Source organism: Haloarcula amylolytica, from assembly GCF_049705545.1.
Taxonomy (GTDB): Archaea; Halobacteriota; Halobacteria; order Halobacteriales; family Haloarculaceae; genus Haloarcula; species Haloarcula amylolytica_B.
Map to the genome: position 1 here is coordinate 1,395,536 of NZ_JBNAMU010000001.1, position 26,296 is coordinate 1,421,831.

A 26,296-nucleotide genomic window follows, 5' to 3' on the forward strand; every position below is an offset into this window, starting at 1 on the left:
AGTCCGCTTTCAGCCACTGCTCTGGCTATTGCCCCTTCCCAGTACTGCTCGGAATCTTCGACGGCCCATGCTGATGCGACGTCGATAGGTTGCCGGACGCTCCGCTGACCGCATCGACGACATAATCCACAAGAGCGTGCATATTCGTTCAGAAACGATTGCCGAATGTTTTTATATTTCAGGAAGGGATACCGAGGCAATGGGAAATTCGCCACGCATCGGCTGTCTCTACGCCGACACCTGTACGGACGAGCAGGCGGCGGCGTACGACTGGTGTCAGGGGGCAGTCGACGATGCCGAGCGATGCGCGCTCTCGTCGGTCGATCCAACCGAGTACGATATCCTCTGGTGGCATCGGGACGAACTGTTCGACGAGCGAATCCTTGACGACGCCCCGGCGCTGGCCGCATACGTCCGCGACGGCAGCTCGCTCCTGCTGACACTGAGCGCGCTGTCCGCCGTCGAACCGCTCGGGTTCGACGACGTCGCGCCCGACGCCGTCGGCTGGGAGGAGATTCCGGAGCCGACCGGACACCTCTGGCAGGCCCTGTACGCCGACCACCCAATCCACGCGGACTACGACACCCTTCGCGTCCACACCCGCGGGGCCGGCGTGACGATCCCCTACGCCAGATACGAGTCCATCGCACCCCAGTCCGGGGACGTGCTCGCGAGCACGGTCCGTGGCGATACCGACGTGGTCAAGCAGATGTCGATTCTCTCCTGGGAGCCCGGGGACGGGCAGGTGCTCGGCGTCGGATCGTCCGTGGCGTTCGCCCAGCCGACCCACGACGTGTGTCGGGGCAACCGCGAGACGCTCATCGAGAACGCGCTGGGATTCCTGGCGACGGACGAACGACATCCGCTGACCGGCCGTCCGAAGGACGTCGACACGTTCGGCCAGTTGCGCGAGCGACTCGGCGACGACCCGCACTGCCCGTCCTATCACGTGACGCCCCCGGCGAACTGGCTCAACGACCCGAACGGGCTCATCCACTGGAACGGTCGCTACCACCTGTTTTACCAGTACAACCCGGCCGGGCCGTTCCACAACACGATCCACTGGGGCCACGCCGTCAGCGACGACCTCGTCCACTGGGAGGACCGCCCGGTCGCGCTCACGCCTTCGCCCGACGGCCCCGACCGGGACGGCTGCTGGTCCGGTTGTGCGGTCGACGACGGCGGCGTCCCAACCGTGCTGTACACGGGCGGTCGCGACAAGCGCCAGCTCCCCTGCATCGCCACCGCCGCGGACGACGACCTCGCGGCCTGGGACAAGGACCCGGACAACCCCATCATCGAGGAGTTGCCGGCGGAACCGGAAGTGCTCCGGACCGAGGACTGGGAAGGAGAGTTCCGGGACCACTGCGTCTGGCGCGAGGACGGGACCTGGTACCAGCTCATCGGGGCCGGCATCGAGGGCGGCGGCGGGGCGGCGCTGCTGTACGAGTCCGCTGATCTCCGGGACTGGGAGTATCAGGGCCCGATCCTCGCCGGCGACCGCGACACCGCCGGGACCGTCTGGGAATGCCCGGAGCTGCTCGACTTCGGCGACCGACAGCTCCTCCACATCTCGAACTACGAGGACGTGGTGTACTTCCTCGGGACGTACGAGGACGGCGATTTCGACGCCGACCGCCGCGACAAGCTCGACCACGGCGACTTCTACGCCCCGCAGTCGATGTGGACCGACGACGGCCGCATCCTGACCTGGGGGTGGCTCCCCGAAGCCCGCGACGTGAGCGGGCAGTGGGACGCCGGCTGGTCCGGCGCGATGTCGCTGCCCCGGGAGCTGTCCCTGGCCGACGACGGCGGCCTGTGCCAGCGGCCGGCCCCCGAACTCACCGAGCTACGGGGCGACAACACCAGTTACGACGTGGTGCGCCTCGACGCGGGCGACACCGAGCAGTTGCCGGTCGAGAGCCGGTCGTTCGAGCTCCGCGCCACGGTTCGACTTGAGGACGCCGAAGCCGTCGAACTGTCCGTCCTCGAATCGCCGGACGGCGAGGAGCGGACGCCCATCCGGTACTCCTACGAGAGCGAAATCGCTGTGGACCGGTCGGCGTCGAGCACCGACCCCCAGGCGACTGGCGACACCCAGACGATGCGGGTCCGACCGTACGACGCGCCGCTGTCGCTTCGCGTCTTCGTCGACGGGAGCGTCGTCGAGGTGTTCGCCAACGAACGGCACTGCCTGACCAGCCGCGTATATCCGACCCGCGATGATGCGACCGGCATCTCGCTGTCGGCCGACGGCGGTCGCGCCACTATCGCGTCGCTGGATATCTGGGAACTGGACTCTGTCTGGTAAACAGCCCCAGCCGGATTCCTGCGAAAAGACCGTTTCGGTACTCGTTAGTTCGACTCAGGCCCGGTTCGGGCGTCGTAGCCCCCGGAAACGGTATCGTCGCGTTTCCCGCGCCGAATCAGTTCGCGGTCCGTCGGCGGGAGTATCTCGCCCGCCAGCGGGATGTGCCAGTGCCCGAGGGCGCCGATGATGCGCGTCCGGCTTCCCTCGACGTCGAGCCGGAGCGTCGGGCCGAGCGAGCCGCCGAACCGGCGCATCTGCTCGGATTCGGGCAGGTGGGCGATCTCGTCCAGCGTCTCGCCGTCAAAATCGTAGTAGTTGAAGAAGCTCTGGACCAGGACCTCGCCGTCGTGGGGAAACGCCATCCACGAGTAGGACTGGAACGGCGCGTTTTCGGGGTTTGTGGCGACGAGCCCCGACTCGTTCATCGGGACGTAGTCACCGCGGAGATCCTCTGCGACGAAGCCGTACAGCGCGTCGAATCCCTCAAGCCCCGGCGCGAACGTGTGGAGGTGGCTGGAGATGAACAGGTAGTACAGGCCGTCCCGATACACGATATGGGGCCGTTCGAGTTCCTGATTGACGCCGACAGCGTCCAGCAGCGGGTCTTCGAGGTCCCATTCCAGCGGGTCGCCCGTCGGCGAGCGAGCGACGCCCACGCTCCCGTTGAACTCCTGTAACGCGGCGTCGCCACCGCAGACGTCGCTCCCCTCCGGAACCGGCGTGTTCGCCTCGAACAGGAGCCACGTCTCGGCCGTCTCGGGGTCCTCGAAGAACCACGGGTCGCGGAAGGTGTATATCATCCCGCGGGACTGGTCCTCCCGCTCGTAGCGGTCGCCGTCGGGGTGGAGCAGTTCGTGGTGGGTCCACGGACCGGAGAGCTCGAACCCGCCGGTCGTGTCGATGCTGCCGCCGCCTGCGCCGACGATACGCTGTGCGTACGTCAGGTCTTCAGCCCCTTCCTCGCCGGCTGCAGTATAAAATAGATAGACGCTGCCGTCGTCGTCGTACAGCGCGGACCCGGCCCACTGGCGCTGGCCCAGCGCGTCCTCGAACACCGGGCCGGCGTTGTGCCAGTTGCGGCCGTCGTCGGAGTAGAAGCAGCGGATGGTCGCCACGTCGTGGCGCTTGCCTGGCAACAGGTCGGACGGAGCCGTCAGCGAGAAACAGACCCGATAGCCGTCGACCGTCGCCAGCGTGCCGTCGCGCTCCCGGAGGAACCAGGTATCCCAGATGTGGACCTCCGGAATCTGTTCGGTCGCGGGCGGGTAGACGATTGGGGCAACCGTGTCGTCGGTCCGCTCGATCCGACTCGCCTGCTCGCGTGTCCACCCGGCGCGTCCCTTCGTTCCGGGACGACCCTCGCCGAGCGCCTCGTTTGTCATATCTCACGTTGGGCCGACCACGGGTATAAATGTTGCCAGGCGGGTACTACGGGTGTTGTATGAAATATATGCAATACGACAGTGCCGGGACGGCGCTAGCAGAGAAAACTGATAGTGGGTAGTCAAGGGGGTCAAGCAGCGCGTTATTCGCCTGAGTCCTCGCTACCGCTGACACCCTCTGGACCGGTGATATCGAGTGGCCGGACCCACTCGTACCAGATGAAAACGACGCCGAGGCCGTACCCCAGCGCCCAGACGGCGCTCCCGATCCACGGGTAGCCGAGCGTGCTGAATCCCCAGTTCGCGAGTCCGGGGAGAATGATCGCAGCGAGAACCGTCAGCACTAGGACTGCTGTGTCCCGATTGTTCACGGTCGCAGCCCCCACGTTGCTGTGCCGTTCATACCGCAAATTAGGCTCGGACACTCCTGAGTCTGTCGGAACACCGACCCGTGACCGGGACGAGACTGACGCCGTAGCCGTCCCATTTTTATCATCGTATGCCCTACCCCGGATGTCGGGAATGTCTCAGAACCACACAGACCGGTCGTCTTCGGAAGACATCGAGTGGTGCTACGATGCCGTCCATCGTGTGTCGCGGACGTTTAGTCTCACAATTTCGGAACTCAACGAACCGATGGCCCGGGACATCTGTCTGGGCTATCTTCTCTGCCGCGTGGCTGACACGATCGAGGACGCCGGTCACCTCCCTCCAGCGGTACAGACCGAACTCCTGCAGACGTACAGCCGCTCGCTCGAACCGTCGAGCGGGACGACCGTGTCGTCGTTCCACGACGCTGTCGAGGAGTGGATTCCCACAACGACGAACGCAGACTGGGAGGTCGTCGAGAACGCGGGCCGCATCGTCGATGTGTTTCACACCCTCGATGACCACTCCACACAGACGATTCGCGGGCCGGTCCGGGAACTCGTCGACGGGATGGCGATGTTCGTCGACCGCTACGCCGACGCCGGCGGGCTTCGAATCAAGACGCTGGACGAACTCGAAGAGTACTGCTGGTACGCCGCCGGCACCGTCGGAACGCTGGTGACCGGGCTGGTCTCCCACGAAGCCACCGACGAGCAGGTGGCCCAGATGGAGGAAAACGCCCGCTCGTTTGCCCTCCTGCTCCAGCTCGTCAACGTCGCCAAGGACGCCGCGACGGACATGGAAGAGGAGAACAACGTCTACCTCCCGCTGGAACTGCTCCACGAGCAGGGGCTCGATCACAGCGACGTGAGCAACACTGACAACGTCGAGTCGCTCGTCCCCGTCATCGAGCAGGTCACCGAGCGGGCCGAGGGGTACCTTGACGACGCGCAGGCGTGGCTCGAAGCCATGCCGGAGACCCGCGGCAACACGCTCTCTGCGTGGGCGATTCCGTTCCTGCTTGCCGTCGGGACGATCCGCGAACTCCGCGAACGGCCCGCCGACGTCATCGAGCAGGGGAACGTCAAGATCTCCCGCGAGGAGGTCCACTCCGTGACACAGCAGTTCGGCGGCGACGGCGACCCTTCAATCGGGGAGTTGCGGGCGAAAATCCGCCAACAGCCGCTCCACCAGTACTGACGACCAACAGAGACATTCCTCTTTTCGACGCCCTGTCGCTTTCGCAAACGCCGGTCACTCCGGGCCGCGTTTGTCGTACTGCTGTACGATCTCGCGGAGCCACCAGAGCTTTAGCCCGCTCATCGCCAGCGTGGCGGCCGCGGCGCTGACCGGTCGGCGACGCCAGGCGGCGTACAGAGCGATGGCCGACGCCAGCGCGCCGCCGGTGTTACAGACGTTCGGATAATCGAGGCCCATCGTTCCGTTGTCCTGCTCCCTGAGCCACCACCGCTCTGCCAGCACGGCGCGGGTCATCCAGGCGTCCTCGGTGTCCGGCGGTGCGAACAGGATCGGATTGATAACGGTCCACAGCAGCGCCGCGGCCAGGAGCCGCCAGCGGCGCTTATACACCGCGTACACGATGACAGTGCCGGTCGGTACCCGCGACCACCCACTCTTGGGGTTCGAATGCCGGGCCCAGAACCAGTTACGTACGCTGTTCGGTAGTGGTGCTGTCATATGCCCTGCTCCTCATGTTAGATAATAACACTACCGCAGACCGAGGTGTCTCTCGAAGCTTGCCAATCTGCTTATCCGGGGACAGAACACTCATGTCCGCCCTGTGTGAACGCCGCCTATGGCCACAGCGGCGTCGGGGCTCTCCGAGCCACAGGTACTCGCCCGGACGAAAGACCGGTTGTTCGCGGACCGCGAGGACGCCTACGTCGTCGCGGACACGCAGTTCGCACAGCGGCGCTGGCTGGACGACACGCCCATCGAAGCGTCCGTGCAGGCGACGCTCGCGCCGTTCAACCACGTTCGAGTCGGAACGGGCTATCCCGACCTCGTCGGCGTACAGACGCTCTCGACGGACCTGCTGTCCGTCGACCGGCTCGGCGACCGGCCGCCGCTGATCGCCGTCGAGGCGAAGGGGTACACCGGTAACGGTGGCGTCGATGCCGAGCGCGGGGTCGTCCAGGCCCACGACCGCCTCAACGAGGCGAACGTCGCCTTCCTGACCGCCCCGCGGAGCGGCATCTCCACCGCCGCGCGGACGATGGCCCGCGAGCTGAACGTCGGCGTGCTGGGCGTCGAATCCGACGGCACGGTCTCAGTGCTGGAACGGCCCCGCGTGGTCGGTCACGGGTCGATGGACGCCGCCTCGGCGATCCGGTTCCAGGCCAGTGCCCAGGGCGTCGCCGACCAGAACTTCGGGCTCAACCATCCGAAGAACTACGTCGCAGTCCCGCTGGCCGTCTACCACGACGGCGACGCGCGGGACCTGCTTGCCAGCCACGTCGTCGGGGCCGTCGACGGCGCTATCGCTGGCGCAGCGTTCCTGAATCTGGTCGACGCCGGCCAGGGGTCGCTCACGCTGACGCCGCTGGGTCGGGAAGTCGTCCGCTTCGCGCTCCGGACGGTTGGCGACCTCGACGCCGCCCTCCGGCGGTTCGAGGACTGGCAGCGCTCCCGGAAGCGGTTCATCGACATCGCGCCCCAGTGGGGTCAGCTCGTCCGGCGCGTCGTTTCTGACTACCCGGCCACGGAGCTGCTCGTCGACGGGCTCTACGCCTGCCACCGGGACGGCTACGCCGCCCCGTCGCTCGTCGAGTTCGTCGAGTACCTCCACGCGCTCCACCCCGAGTTCACCGTCGAACTGTTCCTCCGCGGCGACGAGACCGTCCGCCAGCGGGTGCTGACCGGCGACGGCGAACTCCGCCCCTCGGAACTCACCGACGGCAGCGTCTATCACTCACCGACTGTGTTCCAACTGAAGGCGATCTACTACCACGCCGGCATCGTGACCGACCGCGGCGCGGAGCCCTCGAACCTCGATCCCGAGACGGACGAGTGGGCGCTGTGTGACCCGCTCGTGTAGCGGCGCGTATCCGGCTGCTCCCGTATTTCTACCGACGCATAACTCTGAAACGTGGGTAGCCCCTACAGCAACGCAATGTCCCGGACCCTGGAGCTCCCCAACGGCGATGTCGTCTCGCCGGACGACGTGTTCTGTTACAACGACTACCCCTACCGGCTCGTCTGGCTGGAGGACGATACCCACGAGTTCGCGCTCTCCCCGCTGTACTGGGGCGACAGCGGCATGGACATCCCGTTCCGCGACCGGGAGGCGCTCGTCGACCAGTGGGAAGTCGATTCGCAGGGCCGGATGACGGCCGAGGAGTGGGCGGACTGGCTCGACGACGCGACGGAGGACCCCCGCTACAGCGACGACGAGGTCACGTCGCTCGCGGCCGAGCTACCGACGGAGTGGGACTCCGGGAGCGGGGATTCTGATTCCGGCGGCGGTATTCGGGACCGTCTCGGATTGTAAGCGCCGTCGCGGGACTTTGAAAGGTACTAATCCGTTCGCCCTGCAACCACAGGCATGGAACCGATCTGGCTCGCCGCCGGCGGGGCCGCCCTCGCCGTGGGCCTCGCGCTGGCGTTTGCGATCACCCGCCGCTCGTCCAGCAGTGCATCGAAACGAGCCCACGAGGCCGCACAGGAGCGAGAACCGCCGGTCGAACTCGGCGAGACCTACGAGTTCGGGGTCGCCGAGTTCACCGACCACCACTCCGGCGACCGCGTCGCCGTCGGGAAGGTTGAGGGGTTCGTCCTGTTCACCGAGGACGTGCCGTCGTCGGTGTCGGCCGGCGACGTGATCCGGGCGAAGGTACTGTCGTTCAACCGAGATCACACCTCCGCCGACGCTCGGTTCGTCGAACGCGCGTGAGCGAGGGTGGAGCGGTTACAGGGTTGAGGCGAGCGCACCTCGGACGATGGCGACACGCTAACCCCGCCGGATGGAGAAACGGATATGTGTCCACCACGATAAGATAGGCCATGAGCGAATCGGACGGGCAGACCACGCCACAGGACACCCGCGAGGTCATCATGGAGGCCACCTTTCGGGCGCTGAGCAAGCACGGCTACAAGGACTTGCGGGTCCGGGACATCGGCGAGGAGATGGACATGTCCCGGCAGGTGATTCACTATCATTTCGACGGCAAGTACGACCTCATCTCTTCGTTTCTGGAGTACATCATCGATCAGTACGAGGGCAGCGTCGAAGTCGACGACGAGACCGATCCCCGCGCAGAGCTCGATGTGCGCATCGACCGGTGCCTGTTCGGCCCGGAGTTCCACGACTTCTCGCACTGGGACCGGATGAAGGTGTACCACGAACTGTACGCCTACGCCCAAAACGACGACGAGCACCGGGCGCTGTTCAACGAGCACTACGACCGGCTTCGCGAAAGCATCGCCACGGTCATCGAGGACGGGATCGAGCAGGGCGCGTTTCGCGATGTCGACGCCGAACTGATGGGGCAGCTTATCACGGACGTGATTCACGCGGCCCGGGGGCGACGGATCGCCCTCGGCCACGAGGACGCACCCGACGAGGCCAAGCGCGCCATCAACGACTTCATTCTGGACTCGCTGTACCCCCCGCAGTAGACGGGGGCTGGAAAAGACAGCGTTAGACGGGGCTGATACCGACGCTGAGCGCCCACGTTCCGGTTGCGGACGCCGCGACGACGAGTGCCCCACCAGCGAGCGTCACGTTCTTCAGGAAGCTGTTCAGTTCGTCCTGTCGGTCCTCGTCCGGCACGGCCCAGAAGTCGTGCATCGCAACCGCCGAGACGATGAGGAACGCTGCGAGGGCGACTGCCGCGACGACCGGGAAGACGCCCACGGTCACACCGAGTCCACCGAGGATGAGGAGCCCACCGGACGCGAGGACGGAGAATTTGGGGGCCGGGAGGCCCTTGTACTCGGCGTAGCCGGCCATCTGTTCTGTCTGTGTGAAGTGGCTCAGGCCGGTGAAGGCGAGCACGCCACCGAAGAGGACGCGGCCGACGACGAGCAACACGACGTTGAGTTCGGGTGCCATCACAAACTCACCACCGGGACTGTACGGACAGCTTCAACAGTTCGGATCGAAGTAGTAGCGGGATTCATTGTTGTAGTAGATTCTGGCTGCATCGCTAGAGTTCCGGCACGTCCGACGGCATGTCGAAGTCGTGGTAGTACTCGCCTTTTTCCTTCGAGAGAATGTCGAGAACAGCGGCAGCGCCGTCACCGGCTGCGATGACCGCCTGCCACTTCTCCGCCCGACCCATTGCACCGGTCGCGTACACGTTCTCGACCGACGTTTCCATGTCAACAGTCACGTCGACGACGTCCTCATCGGTGAACGCACAGCCGAGGTCCTCAGCGAGGCTCCGGTCGCCACCGGTTGCGAGGACGACGTACGCCGCGGTGTACTCGTCGTCGTCCGTCGTCAGGACGAACCCGTCGTCGGTCTGTTCGATAGCCGTGACTTCCGTCTCGTACAGCGTCGCGCCCCGGTCGCGGGCCTGCCCGCGAGCGATGGTGAGGAACTCCTCGCCGCTGATGCTTCGCACGGCGGGGTAGTTGAACAGGTGTGCCTTGTGCATCCACGACTCGTCCGTGTCGAAGGCGATCGTTTCGAGGTCGTTCTTCGCAGCGTACTGTGCCGCACTCAGTCCGGCGGGGCCGCCGCCGACAACTGCTACATCTGCCATGTCTCAAGCCAGGGGCCGCCAATAAAAGAGTCTTACCATCTGGTAAAATTCGGCCGGAAGCCCACGTGTGGCTCTCAACCAGGTAACGACGCCCACTTACAGAACGTACGGCCCGCGCTGTCGGATCGGCTCGCCGTGCGGGCGGCCCGAGACGGCGACGACACGGAGTGATTCATCGCTGCGAAGTGCCACTGACCGCGCGTCAGTGACCGGCAGGACATCACCGTCAGTGAACGAATGTCCCTCGACCGTCCCGCTACCGGCGACACCGTAGAGGAACCCGGACCACTCCGTCGGAACCGACCACGTCCACGCGTCGGTTACGGAAACATCCAGATACTCCATCGGCGTGTAGAGGCTGATCGGTGAACCGTCGCCGATAACCGTCGTGACCGTCGCGCTGTCCCGTTCCTCCGTCGGAAGCGCGTCGGCCGTCGCGTCGACGTAGTCCGGGTCAGCGTCCTTCTCCGCCTGCGGGAGATTCACCCAGAGTTGTAGTCCGGTACAGGCCTGCCCATCCGCGGGGAATTCGGAGTGACGTATCCCGCTTCCGGTCGTGATTCGCATCGCATCGTTCTCGTATGCGGTGTTTGCGACGCCGAGCGAGTCCTCGTGTTCCATGCCGCCTTCGATCATGTACGAGACAATCTCGAACCCCCGGTGGGGGTGCATCGGGAACCCCTTATCGGGGTCGATATAGAACCGCTCGAACAGGACGAACGGGTCCAGATTGTGCGGATAGCTGTCCGTTGGAAACGCACGGTTCGAATTCACACCCGTCCCATGGCGGACCATCTCTCCGGACATCGGCCTGTCAGCCGACGCCCGCGACTCGCTCTCGGTCATACTCCCCCTTGTTTACCGAGCGGTAAAAACTGTCGGATACAATCGAACTCTATCCATAGTTCAGCCTCGCTGACGGCGGCTGCTGGTGGATTTATCATACTCGAAGCCAGAACAGGGTCTGCATAGACACACTGACGACTGACCCGTGCGACTACTTTCACTGCGGGAAGTGTCCCAGACAGTGGTCCGCTGTCGTTCAAAAGCGTCGAGCGAGCGGATGGGTTGGGGGCCGGCTTCTCACCGAAGAAAGACTCGTTTCGCTCGTCTTTCAGGGTTCAGAATCCGCCAGACCATTCTGCTCCTCAGGTCTGTTCGTCGCAAGAATGGGTTGGGGCGGATTCGAACCGCCGACTTCCTCCGTGTGAAGGAGGTATCATAACCGAACTAGATCACCAACCCGACGCACTCGACTCTATTCGAGCGCATCCCTTAAGAATTGCTTTCCGACTACGCTTCTGTCTCTTCCTTGCCGCGGTACTCGCTGATTTTTCCACGGGCGTCGGCAATCGCTTCCTCGGCTTCACCTTCCGCTTTCCCCTGCAGTTCTTTCAGGTCTGCTTTGATGGCCTCCAGTCGGCTGGGTTCTGGCTCTGCTTCCTTCCCGGTGAGTTCGCGGAACCGCTCTTCAACCGGTTCGAGTTCCTCTTTGACGCCCCTGGTGGCGGTCTTGCCGGCGCGTTTCAGATAGTAGCGTGCGTCTTCGAAGTGTTTGTTCATATATGACCTTACGCGAAGGACGAATATATCTCTTGTGCCCGGAAAACAGCACACCCCCACGGCTGACCGATGGACGGCGGGCGTCCACAGCAGTAAACGTGCACCGCGGGTACGAACTGTTTTGCGCCCCCACCTGCAATGGGGAGGCATGTTCACACGGGTGTCGATTCCGACGCCGTTTCAGGTCGGGGCAGTTAACGCATATATCGCGAGACGAACCCTCGTCGATCCGGGGCCTGACAGCGAAGAGGCGTGGTCGCGTCTGGTCGAGGCGCTCGAGGCTCGTGAACTCTCGCCGGCCGACATCGAACAAGTCCTGGTCACACACCCGCACCCGGACCATTTCGGCATGGCGAACCGGTTCGCCGAGCGGGGGGCTCGTGTCCTCGCCAGCGAGCCGGCAGCGGAGATCATGCGCGATTTCGCGGCGCAACTGCACACCGAGCAGTCGTACTTCGCGGATTTCTTCGAGCGTTGTGGGGTCTCACGCGAGACTGCCGAGACGGTCACACAGCTACCGGAAGCGTTCCTGCCCTACGCCCAGAGCGTCGACACCGACCGCGTGCTCGGGGCCGGTGATACCGTCACCGTCGACGATACCGAGCTCACCGTCGACACCGTACAGGGCCACTCCGCCGGCGAAATAATCTTCTCGTACGACTTTCAGGGCCGCCGTGAAGCGATCGTCGGCGACAACGTGCTGGGCGACATCACGCCCAATCCGTTCCTCCAGGTGCCCGACGAGAGCGGGACGCGCCCGCGGGTGCTGCCGGCGTTTAACGACTCCCTCCGGTGGCTCCGCGAGCAGGGCCACGACCGCTTTCTCACCGGCCACCGCGAGCCCGTCGACTCCCCACAGGAACGCATTGACGACATCCTCGCGGAACACGACCAGCGCACCGCAGAGGTCGCCGACATCGTCTCCGGCGGGGCGACGACGCCGAGCGACGTGATGACGGCGCTGTTCGGCGACCTGCCGGCCACGGAGTATTTCGCCGGGATGAGCGAGGCCGTCGGCCACCTGGACGTGCTCGAAGTCACCGACAGAGTCGAGAAGCGTGAGAGCGGCGGCGTGTTCGTCTACGAGGCAGCGTAATCACTGCCCGGTCATTCGGGGAAGACAGAAAACAGCCAGCGCGTTACAGCAACTGCGCGGCCTGGAACGCGATCTCGGAGACGCGGTTGAAGCCGGGGACGAGCAGCACCGTCACGATGGCGGCGCCCACCACGGCGGTGTACAGCCCCATCGGATACGACTCGATAGTCCGGCTGCCGGTCGGTTCCTCGATCCACATCGCCTTGACGACGCGGGAGTAGTAGAACAGGCTGAGCGCGCTGTTGATGATGAGCGCGGCGGCCAGCGACCACGCCCCGACGTTGAGTGTCGCCGAGAACAGGTAGAACTTCGAGAAGAACCCGCCGCCGATCGGCAGGCCGGCGAGGCTGAACAGGAACACCGTCATCGCCGCGCAGGCGACCGGTGCTTCCTTTCCGAGGCCGTTGTAGTCCTCGAAGCGGCGGCCGACGCCCCAGTACTCGGCCAGCGCGATGAACAGGAACGCGCCCGTGTTCATGAAGCCGTAGACGAGCAGGTGGGACATGCCGGCGCTCAGGCTGAGACTCAGCCCCTCGCCGGAGCCGGAGACGGCGGCGAGTCCGATGAGGACGTAGCCGGCGTGGCCGACGCTGGAGTAGGCTAGCATCCGCTTGACCGTCTCCTGGGTCGCGGCAGCGAAGTTCCCGATGAACATCGTCGCGATGGCGAGGATCTGGAACGCCATCACCCAGTTGATCGCGCCGCCGGCGGCGAGCAGGTCACCGATCGGGAAGGCGACGGCGAAGACGCGGAACGCCAGCACGAAGCCGGCGGCCTTCGATGCCGATGAGAGGAACGCCGAGATCGGAGCCGGCGCGCCCTCGTACGCCTCGGGTGCCCAGAAGTGGAACGGCACGGAGGCCGTCTTGAACGCGACGCCGCCGATAATCATCAGGATACCGACGCCGAGGATAGCCATCGGGACGGCGGGCTCACCGGACTGGGCCTGAACCGACCCGTCGACGATGGTCTGGATCGTGCCACTGGAAATGGCCGTCGCGACGCCGTCGAACCGGAGGACGCCCGTCGCGGCGTACACCAGCGAGATGCCGTAGGCCAGCACCGCCGAGGACACCGCGCCGATGAGGAAGTACTTCAGTCCCGCCTCGACGCTGCCCTTGTTCTCCTTGAGGAAGGCAACGAGCGCGTAAGACGGCAGGGACACCAGTTCGAGTGCGACGAAGGCCGACGCCAAGCCGTTGGCCGCGCTCAGGAGGCTCATCCCGGTCGCCGACAGCAAGACCAGCGCGAAGAACTCGGCCTGGTAGCTGTGTTCGGCGACGTAGTCGTAGCTCGCCAGCACGACCAGCGTCGTGACGCTGCCGACGATGGCCATGAAGAACAGGGCCATCTGGTCGACGACGAGCTGATTGTTGAACAGCGCGACGCCGGTGTCGTTGACCATCCCGGTCCCGGCGGTGATGAACCAGCCGGCGAACCCGAAGGAAACCAGGGAGCCGATCACCGAGATGCCGGCCAGCAGCCCCGTGTTCGTCGTATCCGGGTTAATCGAGTCCGACAGCAGCAATACTAGGGAGGCGAGGCCCAGCGAGAGTGCCGGGGCGAGCGCCATCCAGTCGGGGAGTGCGACCATCTATGCACCACCTCCGATTTCGAGAACCGGTGAAATCGAGTCCTGTATCATGGCAAAGGAGAGGTCCGGCGCGACACCGAGTGCGATGACCAGCAGGAGCAACACGGCCAGCGGCGCGACGTCGTGGAACGCGGCCGGGCTGACCTCGTAGTCCGTCTCCAGGCTGAAGGCACCGAACAGCGTGCGCTGCATGGCCCACAGCAGGTAGCCGGCGACGATGACGATGCCGAACATCGCCAGCGAGGTCAGCACCGGGGCGGCCCCGCCGAGCGTCGGCGCGTTGAACGAGCCCTGGAAGATGAAGTACTCCCCGGCGAAGCCGGCCATCAGCGGTAGGCCCATGTAGCCGAAGGCGGCGGCGACGAAGATGCCGACCGTCCAGGGCATGCGGTCCGCGAGGCCGGACATGTCGCCGACCATCCGTGTGTGCGTCGTGTTGTAGATGACGCCGACACACATGAACATCAGCCCCGAGATGAGGCCGTGGGCGATCATCTGGAAGGTCGCCCCGCCCATGCCGTATGGCGTGAACGCGACCAGCCCCAGGATGACGTAGCCCATCGACGAGATGGAGGAGTAGGCGACGATGCGCTTGAGGTCGCGCTGTGCCAGCGCGAGCATCGCCCCGTAGATGACGCTGACGACGCCGACGATGGCGAGCGGCACCGCGAGCGCCCGCGCCGTGTCCGCGAGCATCGTGAAGTTGAACCGCAGCAGCGCGTAGGTCCCCATCTTCAGGAGGACGCCGGCCAGCATGACCGACACCGGCGTCGGGGCCTCGACGTGGGCGTCGGGCAGCCACGTGTGCAGCGGGAAGACGGGAACCTTCACCGCGAACCCGAAGAACATCAGGATAAAGGAGATGGTCATCAGGTTCACGCCGGCGATGGTCGGCAGCCCGCTCGCGGTGCGGAACGCCTCGGCCATCGCAGGCAGGGACAGCGACGTGAGGTCGGTGCTGAACACGAGCGCGAACAGGCCCGCGAACATGATCAGCGACGCCACGTTCGTGTAGACGAAGAACTTGATGGCAGCGTATTTCCGGCGCGGTCCGCCCCAGACACCGATCAGCAGGTACATCGGGATGAGGACGCCCTCCCAGAAGACGAACCAGAGGAAGAAATCGAGTGCGGAGAACACACCGATGAGGCTCACTTCCATGAACAGCATCAGTCCGTAGAACTGGGACTGGCGCTCGTCGATGGGCGTCCACGCGGACACGATTGCGAGCGTCGTCAGCACCGTCGTCAGCGCGAGCAGCGGCATGCTGATGCCGTCGAGGCCGACGTAGTACGACACTTCCAGTTCACCCAGCGTGATCCAGGGGATCTGCTGGCCGAACGCGATGTCGGCGGGCGACAGCAGCGCGTTGCCCGTGCCGCCGTACTGCGTGAGGTACACCCAGTACATGTAGATGCTGCCAAGCGCCGGAACCGCACTGACAGCCGCGGCGAGCTTTCCGGCGTACCGGTCCGGCGAGAGGAACACGAGACCGGTTCCCAGCAGGGTCACGAGCAGGAGCGCGGCGACCCACATCTAGAACCACCCTCCCATGATGCCGAAGGCAGCAAGCAAGAGCACGAGTCCAAGCGTCAGCAGCGTCGCGTAGTTGCTGACGACGCCGGACTGGATGCGTCGGATGCGGCTGCCGCCGAACAGGCTCACGCTGGAGACGCCGTTGACGACACCGTCGACGACACCCTGGTCGAACTTGTTCATCACACGGGCGAGCGGGTAGGTGACGCCCGTCGCGAGCCACACCTGATATTCGTCCTGGTAGTAGTTGTGCATGAGTAGCGTCTTCAGACCGCCAAGCTTGTCGGTATGCTCGACCGGGTCGGCACCGCTGTAGAGGCTCCGCGCGACGAGCACGCCGGCGAGTGCCAGCCCGAGCGAGACGCCCGCCGAGACCAGCAGTGTGCCGGTTTCACCGCCCAGCGGGTAGGCCGGGTCAACGTGTGGGACCTCGTGCAGCAGTTCCTCGTAGTGATGGAGGTCCGTCGAGAGGAGTGCGGGCCAGCCGCCCTCCTCCGGCCCGTTCAGCCACTTGTGGAGGAAGTCGATCGGTGCACCGGTGAGCTTCGCGACCGGGGCCATGTTGATGAACCCGATAGTTGTGGCGAGGATGCCGAGCACCGTCAGCGGGCCTTTGACGTTCCAGTGGACGGGCTCGGGGTCGCGTGCAACGTCGGTCCGAGCGTCGCCGTGGAAGGTCAGGTACACCATCCGGAAGGTGTAGAAGCCGGTGAAGAACACGGCCAGCAGCCCCATCGCGTACGCGGCGAGGTAGGCGGTTCCGAGGCCGCCCTCAGTGCCGAAGCCGTGGATGAGCGCCTCGTACAGCACCTCGTCCTTGGACCAGAAGCCGGCGAACGGGACGATACCGGCCAGTGCGAGCGACCCGGCGAGGAACGTCCAGTAGGTCACCGGCATCCGGTCTTTCAGACCGCCCATGTCCCACATGTTCTCGTTGTGGTGCATGGCGATGATGACCGACCCCGCGCCGAGGAACAGCAGCGCCTTGAACACGGCGTGGGTCGTCAGGTGGAAGACGGCGGCGATGTAGCCGCCCGACCCCAGCGCGAGCATCATGTACCCGTACTGGGAGATGGTGGAGTACGCGAGCACCTGTTTGAGTTCCTGTTTGACTAGGCCCATCGTCGCAGCGAACAGCGCCGTAAAGCCACCGACGAGCGCGATGACGGCGAGTGCCGTCGGCGAGATGGCGTAGAAGCCGTACATGCGCGCGACGAGGTACACACCGGCTGCGACCATCGTCGCCGCGTGAATCAGTGCAGAGACGGGCGTCGGGCCTTCCATCGCGTCGGGCAGCCACGTGTGCAACGGGAACTGCGCGGACTTCCCGATGACGCCACCCAGCACAAGGAGGCCGAGAACGGTGAACCAGGCCTGGGGGCCCATGCCGACCGTCTCCAGCATCGCGATGCCCGCAGTTTCGCCGTCGATGACAGCGTGTTCGGCCAGCATCGGGAAGCTCTCGGCGACCACTTCGCCGCCCTCCGTAATCGGGGCGAAGAGGCCGGTCCCGAAGGTGGCGAAGATGCCGACGACGCCGATGAGGAAGAAGTAGTCACCGAAGCGGGTGACCAGGAACGCCTTCTTCGCGGCGCTCGGCGGGCCGTCGTCGCGGAACCAGAAGCCGATGAGCAGGTACGAACACAGGCCCACCAGCTCGAAGAACATGAACGCCATCAGGAGGTTGTTGGCGACGACGAACCCGAGCATACTCGCCGTGAACAGGCCGAGCCCGGCGTAATAGCGAGGGAGTCCGGTCTCGCCCTCGTCGTTCATGTAGCCGAGCGAGAAGATGTGAACGAGGAACGAGATCAGACAGACGATAAGCAGCATGAGCGCCGACAGCGGGTCAAGCAGCAGCCCGAAGCGCAACTGCAGCGCCTCGACGCTTGCCGTCCAGGTGTAGACGAACTCGTTGAACGTCTCACCACCGGCCACCGTCAGCGCGACCCAGATCGATAGCAGAAGTGATCCGCCCGTCGCGGCGATGCCGGCCAGCGCGCCGCCTTTCGGCATGCGGTCGCCGGCGAACAGCGCGACGAGGAACGATACGAACGGCAGCAGGACAATCGCCGGAGCGTATGTGAATGCAGCCATCTGTTACCACCTCATCGTCGTCGCCTTCGTCACGTCCACGTCTGAGAAGTTGCGGTACAGAACCAGGATGATACCGATCCCGATGGCGACCTCTGCGGCGGCGAGTGCCATCGTGAACAGGCTGAACACCTGACCGGTGAGGTTCCCGTGTTGCAGCGAGAACGCGACGAGGTTGATGTTCGCAGCGTTCAACATCAGCTCGACGGACATCAGGAAGATAAGTGCGTTCCGTCGCGTGAGGATGCCGAACAGGCCGATACAGAACACGGCCGCCGAAAGCAGGAGGTACGTCTCGGCCGGAATCATGAGTCGTCACCTCCCGGGCCGCCGTCAGCGGCAACGGCCATCTCTTCGTCTTCTTTGGTTTCGACACCGAGCGTGACTGACTGGCCGGCAACCTCGCGTCGAGCGAGCATGACGGCCCCGACGAGTGCGGCCACCAGGACGATGTCGATGATCTCGAAGACGACGAGGAACCCTTCACCGGGAACGGCCGTCTCGCCCTCGTCCATGATCGCGCTCGGGGCGATATCGAACAGTGCCGCGCCGAGGCTCTTGGTTATCGCCGCTCCCTCACCGAAGCCCGCTGGTGTTGGAAACGAGACGCCGATAAACACAGCCCCGAGGACGACAAACAGGGCAACAGCGGCTAGTCCCGCAACGAAACTCCCCTCGGTCTGTAGTTCGGGTTTTGTAGTCATGGTGTCACCTCGATCACCGACTCGTCCTCACGAGTCAACATCACCGCGAAGGTGATGAGGACGAGGACGCCGCCGACGTACACCAGGATCTGCATCGTTGCGACGAACGCCGCCTGGTTCATTACGTAGAACACTGCGACGCTGACGAGTGACACGCCCAGTAACAGCGCCGAGTGCCAGACGTCCCGGACTAACACGACGCCCGCAGCGCTGCCCACCGTTACCATAGCGAACAGCGCGAACGCAATTGACTCTGCCAGTGCCATCTTACTTGGAGACTCTTTGCGGCGTCCCTTTGAAGATTCCTCTTTCGTCTCGCCAGTAGAGCCACTGTTTGCCGGTATGACCCCCCAGATTTCGGGGCACTTCCGTCCTGCTGGCGAGAGCCCATCAATTACCTGGTAGGTTGCAGCGGTGGAGTCCGTAGCTCTACCCAGGGAGTGATACTGGAAAGGCGACCTCGCTGAGCGGACGGTCATTTCGGCGAGTCACGTACGGATGACAGTTCAGCAACATCGCTTGACCCGACAGAGAACCGCTGAAAGCCGTCGCAAAAGGAGTTACTGGTAGTCGACTTCGCCGTCGCCCTCGCCGATCCACGCGCCCCGGTCGGGTTCGCGTGACTCAAGCGGGTCGATATCCTTGTACCACGGTACGTTTTTGAGTTGCTCCTTGTCGTAAGCGAACTCGTCTTTCGTGTCCGCGGTGAACTCGAAGTTCTGGGTCAGCAGGATGGCGTCAGTCGGACAGACTTCCTCGCACAACCGGCAGTAGATGCACTGGCCGATGTGGAGGTTGTACTGCTCGCCGTTGCGCTGCTCGTCCATCACGATCTGGATCGTGTTGTTCGGGCAGACGTTCTCGCACTGCCGACACCAGATACACCGCTCCTGGCTCCACTTGTGGACGCCGCGGAAGCGGGGGCTCACCTCGGGGGCGACGTCCGGGTACTCCACCGTGAACGTCTCCCCGTCGAGGGCGTGTTTCATCGTCGTCGCCATTGATTTCAGGATTCCAATCATGACAGGTCACCTCCGGTCGCTCGTGAGTCGGTTCGTGTGGCCGTCATCAGACGGTCACCCCGACGATAACCGCGGTCAGCAGCAGGTTCGCCAGTGAGAGCACCAGCATTCCCTTCCAGCCGATCTCGATAAGCTGGTCGATCCGGACGCGCGGGACCGCCGAGCGGGCCCACTGCGTGAACAGGAAGACGCCCCAGATCTTGATGAGGAACCAGACGATACCCGGCAGGACCGGACCGGCCGGCCCACCGAGGAAGATCGTGGCGATGATCGCCCCGCCGAGGAAGATGTGGATGAACTCCCCGAGGTAGACGAGGACGAAGTACACTGAGGAGTACTCGGTCTGGTACCCGGCGACAATCTCGGTCGGCGCTTCCGGAATGTCGAACGGATTGCGGCCGACCTCCGCGAGGTTCGCGATCATAAAGAGGACGAACGCGAACGGGTTCACGAACGCGTACCACGACGGCAGCGGGCCGATCAGCGACTGCTGCTGGGCCGCGACGATCTCGCTCATCTGAAGCGAGCCGGCGAAGATGACAACCGACGCGCCCGTCAGGATGAGCGGGATCTCGTAGGCGAGGTTCTGCGCCACCGCGCGCAGACCGCCGAGGAACGAGTACTTGTTGTTCGACGCGTAGCCAGCCATCACGAGGCCGACGGAGGCCATCGAGGCCGTCGCGAACACGTACGCCAGGCCGACCTCGGGGTCGGCGAGCTGGATGCCGTTCCCCATCGGGATCACGGCGAAGCCAAGCAGTGCAGTGCTGGCAATAACAAGCGGCGCGAGGTCCCACGCAGGCCGGTCAACGCCCTCAGGAACGATGAGTTCCTTCGACAGCAGGCGAACGGCGTCGGCCACGATAATGAACAGGCCGTACGGACCGATACGATCGACGGCGATGCGGTCGGTGAACGCGGCGGTGATCTTTCGCTTGGCCCACGGTCCGGCAAGCGCCGTGTTCGTCATCATGAGCGCCCCGATGAGCGCGGCCCCGATGAGACTCATCACAATCATCACAACCGTGTTGTTGGGATCAAGTCCCAGCAGGTTCGCGAGCGTCTCGGGCAACGGCGCCGACTGCATTACCGGTCCACCTCCCCGAGGACGATGTCGAGGCTCCCGAGCGAGGCGATCATGTCAGGGATGTACTCGCCCTGGGACATCTCCGGCAGCGTCTGCAGGTTCGAGAAGCACGGGCTGCGGATCTTGAACCGGGCCGGCTTGTCCGTTCCGTCCGAGCGGATGTAAATGCCGAGTTCGCCCTTCGCGCCCTCGACGGAGCGGTAGATCTCCTGGTCAGGCTCCGGTCGGAGCGTCCGCGGGACGTTGGCCTGAATCTCGCGGTCGTCTTCCGGCCACTGCTCCAGCAGGTCGACACACTGTTCGATGATGCGGGCCGACTCTTCGACTTCGCGGAGGCGAACGAGGACGCGGCTGAAGTTGTCGCCGCCCTGCTCGGTGACGACGTTCCAGTCGAGTTCGTCGTAGTAGCCGTACGGGTCGTCACGCCGGAGGTCGTAGTCGACGCCCGAGCCGCGTGCCACGGGACCGGTCGCGCCGTACTGCTTGACCTGCTCCGGGGAGAGGACGCCGGTGTCGACACACCGCATCTGGAAGATCTCGTTGCCGGTGACGAGGTCGTGAATCTCTTCGAGCTTGTGCGGGAGGTCGTCGAGGAAGTCGCGGATCTTCTCGAAGTACTCCTCGCGGGGCTCGGGCAGGTCCCAGGCGACCCCGCCCAGTCGGAGGTAGTTGAACATCAGCCGCTGGCCGGTCAGGTCTTCCAGCAGGTTCTGGACGATCTCGCGGTCGCGGATGCCGTACTGGAACACGGCGGTGAAGTCGCCGAACACGTCCAGCGCGAACGTCGCCAGCGCGAGCTCGTGGGAGGCGATCCGGCACATCTCCGCCGACATTGTCCGGATGACCTGTGCGTACTCGGGGACCTCGATGTCAGCGAGGTCCTCGGCTGCGCGCGCGTACGCCCACTCGTTCAGGATACCGGCGGAAATGTAGTCCCAGCGGTCCGGGTAGGGCATGATCTGGTGGCGGTAGGTGCCCTGCTGGCACATCTGCTCCTCACAGCGGTGGAGGTAGCCGATGTCCGGCTCGATGTCGGCGATCTGCTCGCCGTCGAGCACCGTTTCGACGTGGAGCACGCCGTGGGTCGCCGGGTGGTGCGGACCGATGTTGACGAACATCGTGTCCGGATCGTCTTCGCTGCGCTTGTCGTCCTGCAGCGGGTTCGCGTGCTCGCGCAGGGAGACGATCTGTGGCTGGTCCTGGTTGTAGTCCTGGCTCAGGGGGTGGCCCTGCCAGGTCTCGGGCAGGAGGATGCGACGCAGGTCCGGGTGGTCGTCGTAGTCGATACCGACCAGGTCGTAGGCCTCCCGCTCGTGCCAGTCCGCGGTGTCGTAGACGCGAGCGGCCGACTCGTTGTGCGGGTCATCCTTCGGCGACGGGACGATGACCGACAGCTCCTGTGTCGGGTCGTTGTACTTCCGGAGGTGGTAGATGGATTCGTACCGGTCGTCGTACTCCTGTGCCGTGACACAGGCACAGTGGTCGAAGCCGGCCTCCTCTTTCAGCGTCGAGAGGACTTCCTGCACCTCGTCGGGACGGATGACGAACCCCTCCGCGTTGACGTGCTGTTCGCGGTCGAGGACGTGGCCCCCGAGCAGGTCCGCGAGCGCGTCGTAATCGAGGCCGTCCTCCGTGACGCCGACGTCGAGCGCCGTATCGCGTGATGGTTTCTCTAAACTCATGGCTTAAGGAGAGTCGTTCCAGTTGTACCGCATGACGAGGTCCTCCTCGTCGATTTCGCTGGCGAGTTTGTCCACGAGCTCGTCCTGTTCGAGGTCGCCGAACTGCTCCAGTTCGTATGGCTTGACCGTTACCGGCGAGGACTCGCCCTCGGCGATGCGCTCCTGTAGCTTGGCGACGCCGTAGATGAGTGCCTCGGGGCGGGGCGGACAGCCCGGGACGTGGATGTCGACCGGGATGACCTCCTCCGCGCCCTTGATGACGTTGTACCCTTCCTGGAACGGGCCGCCGGAGATGGTACACGATCCCATCGAAACGACGAACTTCGGCTCGGGCATCTGGTCGTAAACGCGCTTCATCCGCGGAGCGAACTTCGAGACGATGGTCCCCGGAACGATGATGACATCCGCCTGGCGCGGGGACGCGCGTGGCACCCCTGAACCGAAGCGGTCGAGGTCGTGCTTGATCGCGTAGGTATGGATCATCTCGATGCTGCAGCAGGCGATCCCGAACTGCAGCATGAACATCGAGGAGCCCCGGACCCAGTTCATGAACTTGTCGAACTTGGTCAGGATGAACGGCGTCGACCCGAACGCCTCGCGGAGCGTCGAGTTGAAGCGGTCGTCGGCCCCGTCACCCATGCGGGCCTCCTGTGTCGATACGTCTTCGACGGCCGGTGGTGTCTGGTCACTACTCATATGTGTCTGCCCCCTTCGTGGCGCGCGGACTGCGCACCCACTGAACTGCGCCGTTACGCCAGGCCCAACCGAGTCCGACAACGAGCACGCCGATGAATACGACCATCGGCAAGAGCACTTTCGTCATCCCCACCGCGGGCGTAGACACGGCGTCGCGGTAGATGACCGTCCACGGGAAGATGAGGACGGTTTCGATGTCGAAGATGACGAACAGCAGCGCGACCATGTAGTACTGGATATTGAACTTGATCTGCTGGCTGCTGCCAGTGGGCACTTCACCGGACTCGTAGGTGGTGCGTTTGCCTTGTTCCGGCACGCTGGGCCGCAAGAGGCTCGAAACTGCCATCATGCTGACTGGGATGGCAACTGCCACGACCGCGAGCGCGCCGATGGCGATCCATGGATTACTCATTCCGGTATCTCCTATCGTCTGCCGGTTAGAAGTACTCGCATATAAGGGTTCATTGTTCGGTTTTTCGGCCCTGTGGGTCGTTTAAGAGCCGACGCTCTCTCGGATGAAAAGTGACCTGCATCCGCCGCATCTCCTAACGCGTGACGCCCCTCGGTGATCACTCGTCCCAGTACTCGCGCTTGAATCCGGGCGTCCCGAGTTCGTGGAGGTCACGCGACGCCTCGCCAACGTCGGTCTGGAGGCCCTCGTGATACGAGACGAGGCGGTCACGGAGCTCGTCGTACTGCCGTGCGAGAATCTGCGCCGCGGAGAGCGCGGCGTTGAACGACTTGCCGGCGTCGACCGCGGTCAGCGGCGCGCCCTGTGGCATCCCGATGACCGAGTCGACTGATTTCTCCTGCACGGGAACGCCGATGACCGGCAGCGGATAGGCGATGCTAGCGGTCATGTTCGGCAGGTCCGCGGATTTGCCGCCAGCGCCGGCGATAATGACGTCGATGCCGCGGTCGGCGGCCGTCTCCGCGTACGCGTACATCAGGTCCGGCGTCCGATGGGCCGAGCAGACGAACGTCTCGAACGTGAAGCGGCTCTCGGGCGCGTTGGTGTAGTCCGTCTGCTCCTCGAAGCCGAGTTCGTCGGCGAGCGCCGCGTAGGCCCCGGGCCGCTTGCCCTGCCCGCCGGCCATCGTCGGCAGGTCCGAGTCCGACCCCATGACGATGCCGACATCGGGCGTCAGGTCGTTCGGCCGGTCCATTTCGGCTTCTTCGCGTAACTGGTCGATGAGCGACTGGACGCTGTCTGCGGGCATACGACCGACTGGAACCGGGACCGGCGTAAGTGTAGGCGGTTTCCGCTCAGTCGGCTAGGGCCGCTTCCAGTTCGGCAAGCAGCGTCTGTGGGTCCGCAGGGAAGCACCTGAGTGGGTCGGTACGACCGGTGACCTGTATCCTGAGCGCGTACCGCTTGCGGTAGGTGAGCGCGAGGCTGGCGGCACCGGCGACAGCGAAGGCCCCGCCGAGGAGGACTGACCGGTCAAGTGACAGCAGACCGAACCCGACCAGCGCGGCGCTCATCACCGCGAGAAACCAGTCGACGTCCTGAAGACTTACCTCGACGATGTCGTCGAGGTCGACAACCACCGGATTGTCGCCACGGTCGACCACAAGGCGATCAGCACCGAGGACGACTGTCCCGCCGGTCCGGAGCGTGCCGGCGTACCGCTGGTCGCTGACAGGCGATGCGGTGTCTGCGGTCGCGCCGTCGTTGTCGTCGTCCACGGTCAGTCGTCGCTCACGGCTGGCGGGCGGTCGCCGCCGCGGCCGCGGATGCGGTCCATCGCTGAGACGTATTCGCTGTCGTCCTCGGTGAGCGCGGCCCAGGCCGCGAGGCCGCGCTCTTCGCGGGTCCCCGGCACGGTGTTGTCGAGGACGAAGGCGACGATGCCGCCGACGACCATCCCGGTGCCGCCCATGACAAACAGCGTGGTCGCAACGACATCGGTTCCAAGGACGCCGCCCAGCACCGGGACAGCCGCCAGGCCCTGCTGGAGCGCCGTCGCACCGCCGACGTCCATCCCCTGCCCGACCTGGCTCATGTACTCGGGCACTGCGAGGCCGGCAAAGAGCGCGAAGCCGACGATGAAGACGTTTCGGTTGGCATCGAGGTCGACGTACTTGAGCTGTGAGAGCCCGACGGCGGCGATCTGCCCGAACATGACGATGTAGAGACCGCCGATGATCGGCGACGGGATGGTCGCGAACAGCTGGCCCGCCGGACCGAAGTAGCCGACCAGAATCATCACCGCGGCACCGATCTGCACGACGTAGCGGGAGGCGACGCCGGTGATAGCGATTGCCCCGACGTTCTCGGTGTAGGAGGTGCAGCCGTTGCCGGTGCCCATGATGCCGGCGAAGACGTTACCGACACCCTCCATCCCGATGCCGTCGTTGATTCGGCGACTGCTCGGTGCACCGCGACCGGCAATGCGGGCAACGGAGTGGTAATCGCCGAAGCTCTCGACGACGGAGGCGAGCATCCCGGCGAACATCCCGACGATGAAGCCCGGCGTGAACTGCGGGAGCCCCCACTGGAACGGGTAGACGGGCTGGACCAACGGTGCGCTCGTGACCGAACCGAGCGAGACGTAGCTGACCGAGCCAGCGGCGAAGACGCCGGTGACCGAGAGGACGGCCGCGACGCTCCACGCGAACAGGATGCCCAAGAGTACGGGAAAGAGCTTGAACGCGCGGTGGCGTCGGTCGAGGTACTGCGAACACGCGACAATCGAGAGCATCGTCAGCCCGAGCAGCCACCAGTTCTGGCCGGTCCCGGGGTCGCCGAAGTTCGGGTTCGCTATCTGTGGGACATTAAACAGCGCCAGTCCGATGAGCGCGATGACCGGCGCGATGACGACCGGCCCGACGTACCGCTTCAGTTTTCCCATGAGGCCGCTGTAGCCGATCACCACCTCGACGACGCCGGCGACAATGACGGCCCCCTGTAGCTCGACGAGCATGGTCTGCCAGTCCGCGCCCTGCTGGGCGAGCACGCCGATGATGGCCAGGCCGGGCGCGAGCATGGAGAACGTCCCGCCCTGGACGATCGGGTATCTGTTTCCGAGCGTCGTCTGGGCGAGCGTCGCGATGCCGGAGACGACGAAGAACGTCCCGATGAGACGCCCGACCTGGTCCGGCGCGGCCTCGAACATCCCCATCGCGCCCGCGAGTCCGAGCGGGATCGCCACGGACGCGCCGATCATCGTCAGGTAGTGCTGGACGCCGAGCAGTATCGCTTGCTTTCGCGGCGGCTTGTCGTCGATGCCGTACTCGACGAAGCCGGCGGTTTCCGGTTCCTCCGGTGCAGTCGGGTTTTGTCCGTCGTCCGGCGGTGTCTCGTCAGTCATGCTCGCTACCCATGGCACTGCAACTCCCGATACATATTCTTTGCTCGTTGGCCCAGCGGACGACAGCACTGCGACAGTTCGGGGCCCGCCTCGAAAGGAAAACGCTCTTGGCCCGCT

Annotated in this window: 28 protein-coding genes and 1 tRNA gene; 7 read left to right on the forward strand and 22 right to left on the reverse strand. The window is 64.7% G+C overall.

Going from position 1 to position 26,296, the window contains the following annotated elements:
- Positions 1–199 precede the first annotated feature (199 nt).
- Positions 200–2,311, forward strand: coding sequence for a GH32 C-terminal domain-containing protein (locus ACOZ4H_RS07475; protein ID WP_424328685.1), 2,112 nt, complete (start codon positions 200–202; stop codon positions 2,309–2,311).
- 44 nt (positions 2,312–2,355) lie between these two features.
- Here ACOZ4H_RS07475 and ACOZ4H_RS07480 read toward each other — a convergent pair whose 3' ends face one another.
- Both ACOZ4H_RS07480 and ACOZ4H_RS07485 read right to left on the reverse strand, forming a co-directional pair.
- Positions 2,356–3,693, reverse strand: a complete 1,338-nt coding sequence (locus tag ACOZ4H_RS07480) for a glycoside hydrolase family 68 protein (protein WP_424328686.1) — start codon at positions 3,691–3,693, stop codon at positions 2,356–2,358.
- A gap of 143 nt (positions 3,694–3,836) precedes the next feature.
- Positions 3,837–4,064 carry a hypothetical protein gene (locus ACOZ4H_RS07485; protein WP_424328687.1) on the reverse strand — a complete coding sequence of 76 codons (228 nt, stop codon included), beginning with the start codon at positions 4,062–4,064 and terminating at the stop codon, positions 3,837–3,839.
- 151 nt (positions 4,065–4,215) lie between these two features.
- Here ACOZ4H_RS07485 and ACOZ4H_RS07490 point away from each other — a divergent pair, with 151 nt between their 5' ends.
- Positions 4,216–5,262: a phytoene/squalene synthase family protein gene (locus tag ACOZ4H_RS07490; protein ID WP_424328688.1), complete on the forward strand. Its 1,047-nt coding sequence runs from the start codon at positions 4,216–4,218 to the stop codon at positions 5,260–5,262.
- A 54-nt stretch (positions 5,263–5,316) separates the two neighbouring features.
- Here ACOZ4H_RS07490 and ACOZ4H_RS07495 read toward each other — a convergent pair whose 3' ends face one another.
- Complete coding sequence (locus ACOZ4H_RS07495; protein ID WP_424328689.1) at positions 5,317–5,760, reverse strand: DUF6653 family protein; 444 nt, start codon at positions 5,758–5,760, stop codon at positions 5,317–5,319.
- A 118-nt stretch (positions 5,761–5,878) separates the two neighbouring features.
- Between ACOZ4H_RS07495 and ACOZ4H_RS07500 the strand changes: the two genes are divergently transcribed.
- From ACOZ4H_RS07500 to ACOZ4H_RS07515, 4 genes are all read left to right on the forward strand, one after another.
- The gene (locus ACOZ4H_RS07500; RefSeq protein ID WP_424328690.1) at positions 5,879–7,120 is read left to right on the forward strand and encodes a hypothetical protein; all 1,242 of its coding nucleotides are present in this window, start codon (positions 5,879–5,881) and stop codon (positions 7,118–7,120) included.
- Positions 7,121–7,195: 75 nt separating this feature from the next.
- The gene (locus tag ACOZ4H_RS07505) at positions 7,196–7,573 is read left to right on the forward strand and encodes a hypothetical protein (protein ID WP_424328691.1); all 378 of its coding nucleotides are present in this window, start codon (positions 7,196–7,198) and stop codon (positions 7,571–7,573) included.
- A gap of 54 nt (positions 7,574–7,627) precedes the next feature.
- Positions 7,628–7,975 (forward strand): TRAM domain-containing protein, encoded by a 348-nt coding sequence (locus ACOZ4H_RS07510; RefSeq protein WP_014040796.1) that lies wholly within the window; start codon positions 7,628–7,630, stop codon positions 7,973–7,975.
- A 110-nt stretch (positions 7,976–8,085) separates the two neighbouring features.
- Positions 8,086–8,700 carry a TetR/AcrR family transcriptional regulator gene (locus ACOZ4H_RS07515; RefSeq protein ID WP_424328692.1) on the forward strand — a complete coding sequence of 205 codons (615 nt, stop codon included), beginning with the start codon at positions 8,086–8,088 and terminating at the stop codon, positions 8,698–8,700.
- A 22-nt stretch (positions 8,701–8,722) separates the two neighbouring features.
- Here ACOZ4H_RS07515 and ACOZ4H_RS07520 read toward each other — a convergent pair whose 3' ends face one another.
- From ACOZ4H_RS07520 to ACOZ4H_RS07540, 5 genes are all read right to left on the reverse strand, one after another.
- Entirely contained in the window at positions 8,723–9,136 is a 414-nt protein-coding gene (locus tag ACOZ4H_RS07520) for a DoxX family membrane protein (RefSeq protein ID WP_424328693.1), read from the reverse strand.
- Between the two features lie 94 nt (positions 9,137–9,230).
- Positions 9,231–9,791, reverse strand: coding sequence for an FAD-dependent oxidoreductase (locus ACOZ4H_RS07525; RefSeq protein WP_424328694.1), 561 nt, complete (start codon positions 9,789–9,791; stop codon positions 9,231–9,233).
- Positions 9,792–9,887: 96 nt separating this feature from the next.
- Positions 9,888–10,637 carry a pirin family protein gene (locus tag ACOZ4H_RS07530; RefSeq protein ID WP_424328695.1) on the reverse strand — a complete coding sequence of 250 codons (750 nt, stop codon included), beginning with the start codon at positions 10,635–10,637 and terminating at the stop codon, positions 9,888–9,890.
- A 324-nt stretch (positions 10,638–10,961) separates the two neighbouring features.
- Positions 10,962–11,036 (reverse strand) — tRNA-Val (locus ACOZ4H_RS07535).
- A 48-nt stretch (positions 11,037–11,084) separates the two neighbouring features.
- Entirely contained in the window at positions 11,085–11,354 is a 270-nt protein-coding gene (locus ACOZ4H_RS07540) for a DUF7553 family protein (protein WP_424328696.1), read from the reverse strand.
- Between the two features lie 148 nt (positions 11,355–11,502).
- Between ACOZ4H_RS07540 and ACOZ4H_RS07545 the strand changes: the two genes are divergently transcribed.
- Positions 11,503–12,450 carry an MBL fold metallo-hydrolase gene (locus tag ACOZ4H_RS07545; protein ID WP_424328697.1) on the forward strand — a complete coding sequence of 316 codons (948 nt, stop codon included), beginning with the start codon at positions 11,503–11,505 and terminating at the stop codon, positions 12,448–12,450.
- A 43-nt stretch (positions 12,451–12,493) separates the two neighbouring features.
- Here ACOZ4H_RS07545 and ACOZ4H_RS07550 read toward each other — a convergent pair whose 3' ends face one another.
- The 14 genes from ACOZ4H_RS07550 to ACOZ4H_RS07615 form a co-directional block, all read right to left on the reverse strand.
- Entirely contained in the window at positions 12,494–14,044 is a 1,551-nt protein-coding gene (locus ACOZ4H_RS07550; protein WP_424328698.1) for an NADH-quinone oxidoreductase subunit N, read from the reverse strand.
- Positions 14,045–15,580, reverse strand: coding sequence for a complex I subunit 4 family protein (locus tag ACOZ4H_RS07555; protein WP_424328699.1), 1,536 nt, complete (start codon positions 15,578–15,580; stop codon positions 14,045–14,047). It abuts the gene before it with no gap.
- Positions 15,581–17,677 carry an NADH-quinone oxidoreductase subunit L gene (gene nuoL / locus ACOZ4H_RS07560; RefSeq protein WP_424328700.1) on the reverse strand — a complete coding sequence of 699 codons (2,097 nt, stop codon included), beginning with the start codon at positions 17,675–17,677 and terminating at the stop codon, positions 15,581–15,583.
- A 3-nt stretch (positions 17,678–17,680) separates the two neighbouring features.
- On the reverse strand, positions 17,681–17,983 hold the full coding sequence (gene nuoK / locus ACOZ4H_RS07565) for an NADH-quinone oxidoreductase subunit NuoK (RefSeq protein WP_424328701.1): 303 nt from the start codon (positions 17,981–17,983) through the stop codon (positions 17,681–17,683).
- Entirely contained in the window at positions 17,980–18,378 is a 399-nt protein-coding gene (locus ACOZ4H_RS07570) for a proton-conducting membrane transporter (protein ID WP_424328702.1), read from the reverse strand. Before ACOZ4H_RS07570 ends, nuoK begins: the two co-directional genes overlap by 4 nt.
- Positions 18,375–18,644, reverse strand: coding sequence for an NADH-quinone oxidoreductase subunit J (locus ACOZ4H_RS07575; RefSeq protein WP_004591678.1), 270 nt, complete (start codon positions 18,642–18,644; stop codon positions 18,375–18,377). The genes ACOZ4H_RS07570 and ACOZ4H_RS07575 overlap by 4 nt, the downstream gene beginning before the upstream one ends.
- Positions 18,645–18,938: 294 nt before the next feature.
- Positions 18,939–19,400 (reverse strand): NuoI/complex I 23 kDa subunit family protein, encoded by a 462-nt coding sequence (locus tag ACOZ4H_RS07580; protein ID WP_004518194.1) that lies wholly within the window; start codon positions 19,398–19,400, stop codon positions 18,939–18,941.
- A gap of 46 nt (positions 19,401–19,446) precedes the next feature.
- Positions 19,447–20,487: a complex I subunit 1/NuoH family protein gene (locus ACOZ4H_RS07585; protein WP_424328703.1), complete on the reverse strand. Its 1,041-nt coding sequence runs from the start codon at positions 20,485–20,487 to the stop codon at positions 19,447–19,449.
- Entirely contained in the window at positions 20,487–22,169 is a 1,683-nt protein-coding gene (locus ACOZ4H_RS07590) for an NADH-quinone oxidoreductase subunit D (RefSeq protein WP_424328704.1), read from the reverse strand. Before ACOZ4H_RS07590 ends, ACOZ4H_RS07585 begins: the two co-directional genes overlap by 1 nt.
- A 3-nt stretch (positions 22,170–22,172) precedes the next feature.
- Positions 22,173–22,865 (reverse strand): NADH-quinone oxidoreductase subunit B, encoded by a 693-nt coding sequence (locus ACOZ4H_RS07595; protein WP_004957101.1) that lies wholly within the window; start codon positions 22,863–22,865, stop codon positions 22,173–22,175.
- Positions 22,858–23,277, reverse strand: coding sequence for an NADH-quinone oxidoreductase subunit A (locus ACOZ4H_RS07600; protein ID WP_424328705.1), 420 nt, complete (start codon positions 23,275–23,277; stop codon positions 22,858–22,860). Before ACOZ4H_RS07600 ends, ACOZ4H_RS07595 begins: the two co-directional genes overlap by 8 nt.
- Before the next feature lie 157 nt (positions 23,278–23,434).
- A complete protein-coding gene (locus tag ACOZ4H_RS07605; protein WP_424328706.1) occupies positions 23,435–24,085 on the reverse strand; it encodes an AIR carboxylase family protein in 651 nt (216 codons plus the stop codon).
- A 46-nt stretch (positions 24,086–24,131) separates the two neighbouring features.
- Positions 24,132–24,554: a hypothetical protein gene (locus ACOZ4H_RS07610; RefSeq protein ID WP_424328707.1), complete on the reverse strand. Its 423-nt coding sequence runs from the start codon at positions 24,552–24,554 to the stop codon at positions 24,132–24,134.
- Between the two features lie 2 nt (positions 24,555–24,556).
- Positions 24,557–26,179, reverse strand: coding sequence for a uracil-xanthine permease family protein (locus ACOZ4H_RS07615; protein WP_424328708.1), 1,623 nt, complete (start codon positions 26,177–26,179; stop codon positions 24,557–24,559).
- Positions 26,180–26,296 lie beyond the last annotated feature (117 nt).

Bases quoted from the DNA above. Each gene is read 5' to 3' on its own strand.
- ACOZ4H_RS07475 (WP_424328685.1), top strand. From the start codon at position 200: ATGGGAAATTCGCCACGCATCGGCTGTCTCTACGCCGACACCTGTACG.
- nuoK (WP_424328701.1), bottom strand. From the start codon at position 17,983: ATGATTCCGGCCGAGACGTACCTCCTGCTTTCGGCGGCCGTGTTCTGT.
- ACOZ4H_RS07550 (WP_424328698.1), bottom strand. From the start codon at position 14,044: ATGGTCGCACTCCCCGACTGGATGGCGCTCGCCCCGGCACTCTCGCTG.
- ACOZ4H_RS07545 (WP_424328697.1), top strand. From the start codon at position 11,503: ATGTTCACACGGGTGTCGATTCCGACGCCGTTTCAGGTCGGGGCAGTT.
- ACOZ4H_RS07595 (WP_004957101.1), bottom strand. From the start codon at position 22,865: ATGAGTAGTGACCAGACACCACCGGCCGTCGAAGACGTATCGACACAG.
- ACOZ4H_RS07525 (WP_424328694.1), bottom strand. From the start codon at position 9,791: ATGGCAGATGTAGCAGTTGTCGGCGGCGGCCCCGCCGGACTGAGTGCG.
- ACOZ4H_RS07515 (WP_424328692.1), top strand. From the start codon at position 8,086: ATGAGCGAATCGGACGGGCAGACCACGCCACAGGACACCCGCGAGGTC.
- ACOZ4H_RS07615 (WP_424328708.1), bottom strand. From the start codon at position 26,179: ATGACTGACGAGACACCGCCGGACGACGGACAAAACCCGACTGCACCG.
- ACOZ4H_RS07580 (WP_004518194.1), bottom strand. From the start codon at position 19,400: ATGATTGGAATCCTGAAATCAATGGCGACGACGATGAAACACGCCCTC.
- ACOZ4H_RS07600 (WP_424328705.1), bottom strand. From the start codon at position 23,277: ATGAGTAATCCATGGATCGCCATCGGCGCGCTCGCGGTCGTGGCAGTT.
- ACOZ4H_RS07490 (WP_424328688.1), top strand. From the start codon at position 4,216: ATGTCTCAGAACCACACAGACCGGTCGTCTTCGGAAGACATCGAGTGG.
- ACOZ4H_RS07555 (WP_424328699.1), bottom strand. From the start codon at position 15,580: ATGTGGGTCGCCGCGCTCCTGCTCGTGACCCTGCTGGGAACCGGTCTC.
- ACOZ4H_RS07590 (WP_424328704.1), bottom strand. From the start codon at position 22,169: ATGAGTTTAGAGAAACCATCACGCGATACGGCGCTCGACGTCGGCGTC.
- ACOZ4H_RS07585 (WP_424328703.1), bottom strand. From the start codon at position 20,487: ATGCAGTCGGCGCCGTTGCCCGAGACGCTCGCGAACCTGCTGGGACTT.
- ACOZ4H_RS07605 (WP_424328706.1), bottom strand. From the start codon at position 24,085: ATGCCCGCAGACAGCGTCCAGTCGCTCATCGACCAGTTACGCGAAGAA.
- ACOZ4H_RS07510 (WP_014040796.1), top strand. From the start codon at position 7,628: ATGGAACCGATCTGGCTCGCCGCCGGCGGGGCCGCCCTCGCCGTGGGC.
- ACOZ4H_RS07500 (WP_424328690.1), top strand. From the start codon at position 5,879: ATGGCCACAGCGGCGTCGGGGCTCTCCGAGCCACAGGTACTCGCCCGG.
- ACOZ4H_RS07495 (WP_424328689.1), bottom strand. From the start codon at position 5,760: ATGACAGCACCACTACCGAACAGCGTACGTAACTGGTTCTGGGCCCGG.
- nuoL (WP_424328700.1), bottom strand. From the start codon at position 17,677: ATGGCTGCATTCACATACGCTCCGGCGATTGTCCTGCTGCCGTTCGTA.
- ACOZ4H_RS07480 (WP_424328686.1), bottom strand. From the start codon at position 3,693: ATGACAAACGAGGCGCTCGGCGAGGGTCGTCCCGGAACGAAGGGACGC.
- ACOZ4H_RS07575 (WP_004591678.1), bottom strand. From the start codon at position 18,644: ATGGCACTGGCAGAGTCAATTGCGTTCGCGCTGTTCGCTATGGTAACG.
- ACOZ4H_RS07570 (WP_424328702.1), bottom strand. From the start codon at position 18,378: ATGACTACAAAACCCGAACTACAGACCGAGGGGAGTTTCGTTGCGGGA.
- ACOZ4H_RS07520 (WP_424328693.1), bottom strand. From the start codon at position 9,136: ATGGCACCCGAACTCAACGTCGTGTTGCTCGTCGTCGGCCGCGTCCTC.
- ACOZ4H_RS07540 (WP_424328696.1), bottom strand. From the start codon at position 11,354: ATGAACAAACACTTCGAAGACGCACGCTACTATCTGAAACGCGCCGGC.
- ACOZ4H_RS07530 (WP_424328695.1), bottom strand. From the start codon at position 10,637: ATGACCGAGAGCGAGTCGCGGGCGTCGGCTGACAGGCCGATGTCCGGA.
- ACOZ4H_RS07505 (WP_424328691.1), top strand. From the start codon at position 7,196: ATGTCCCGGACCCTGGAGCTCCCCAACGGCGATGTCGTCTCGCCGGAC.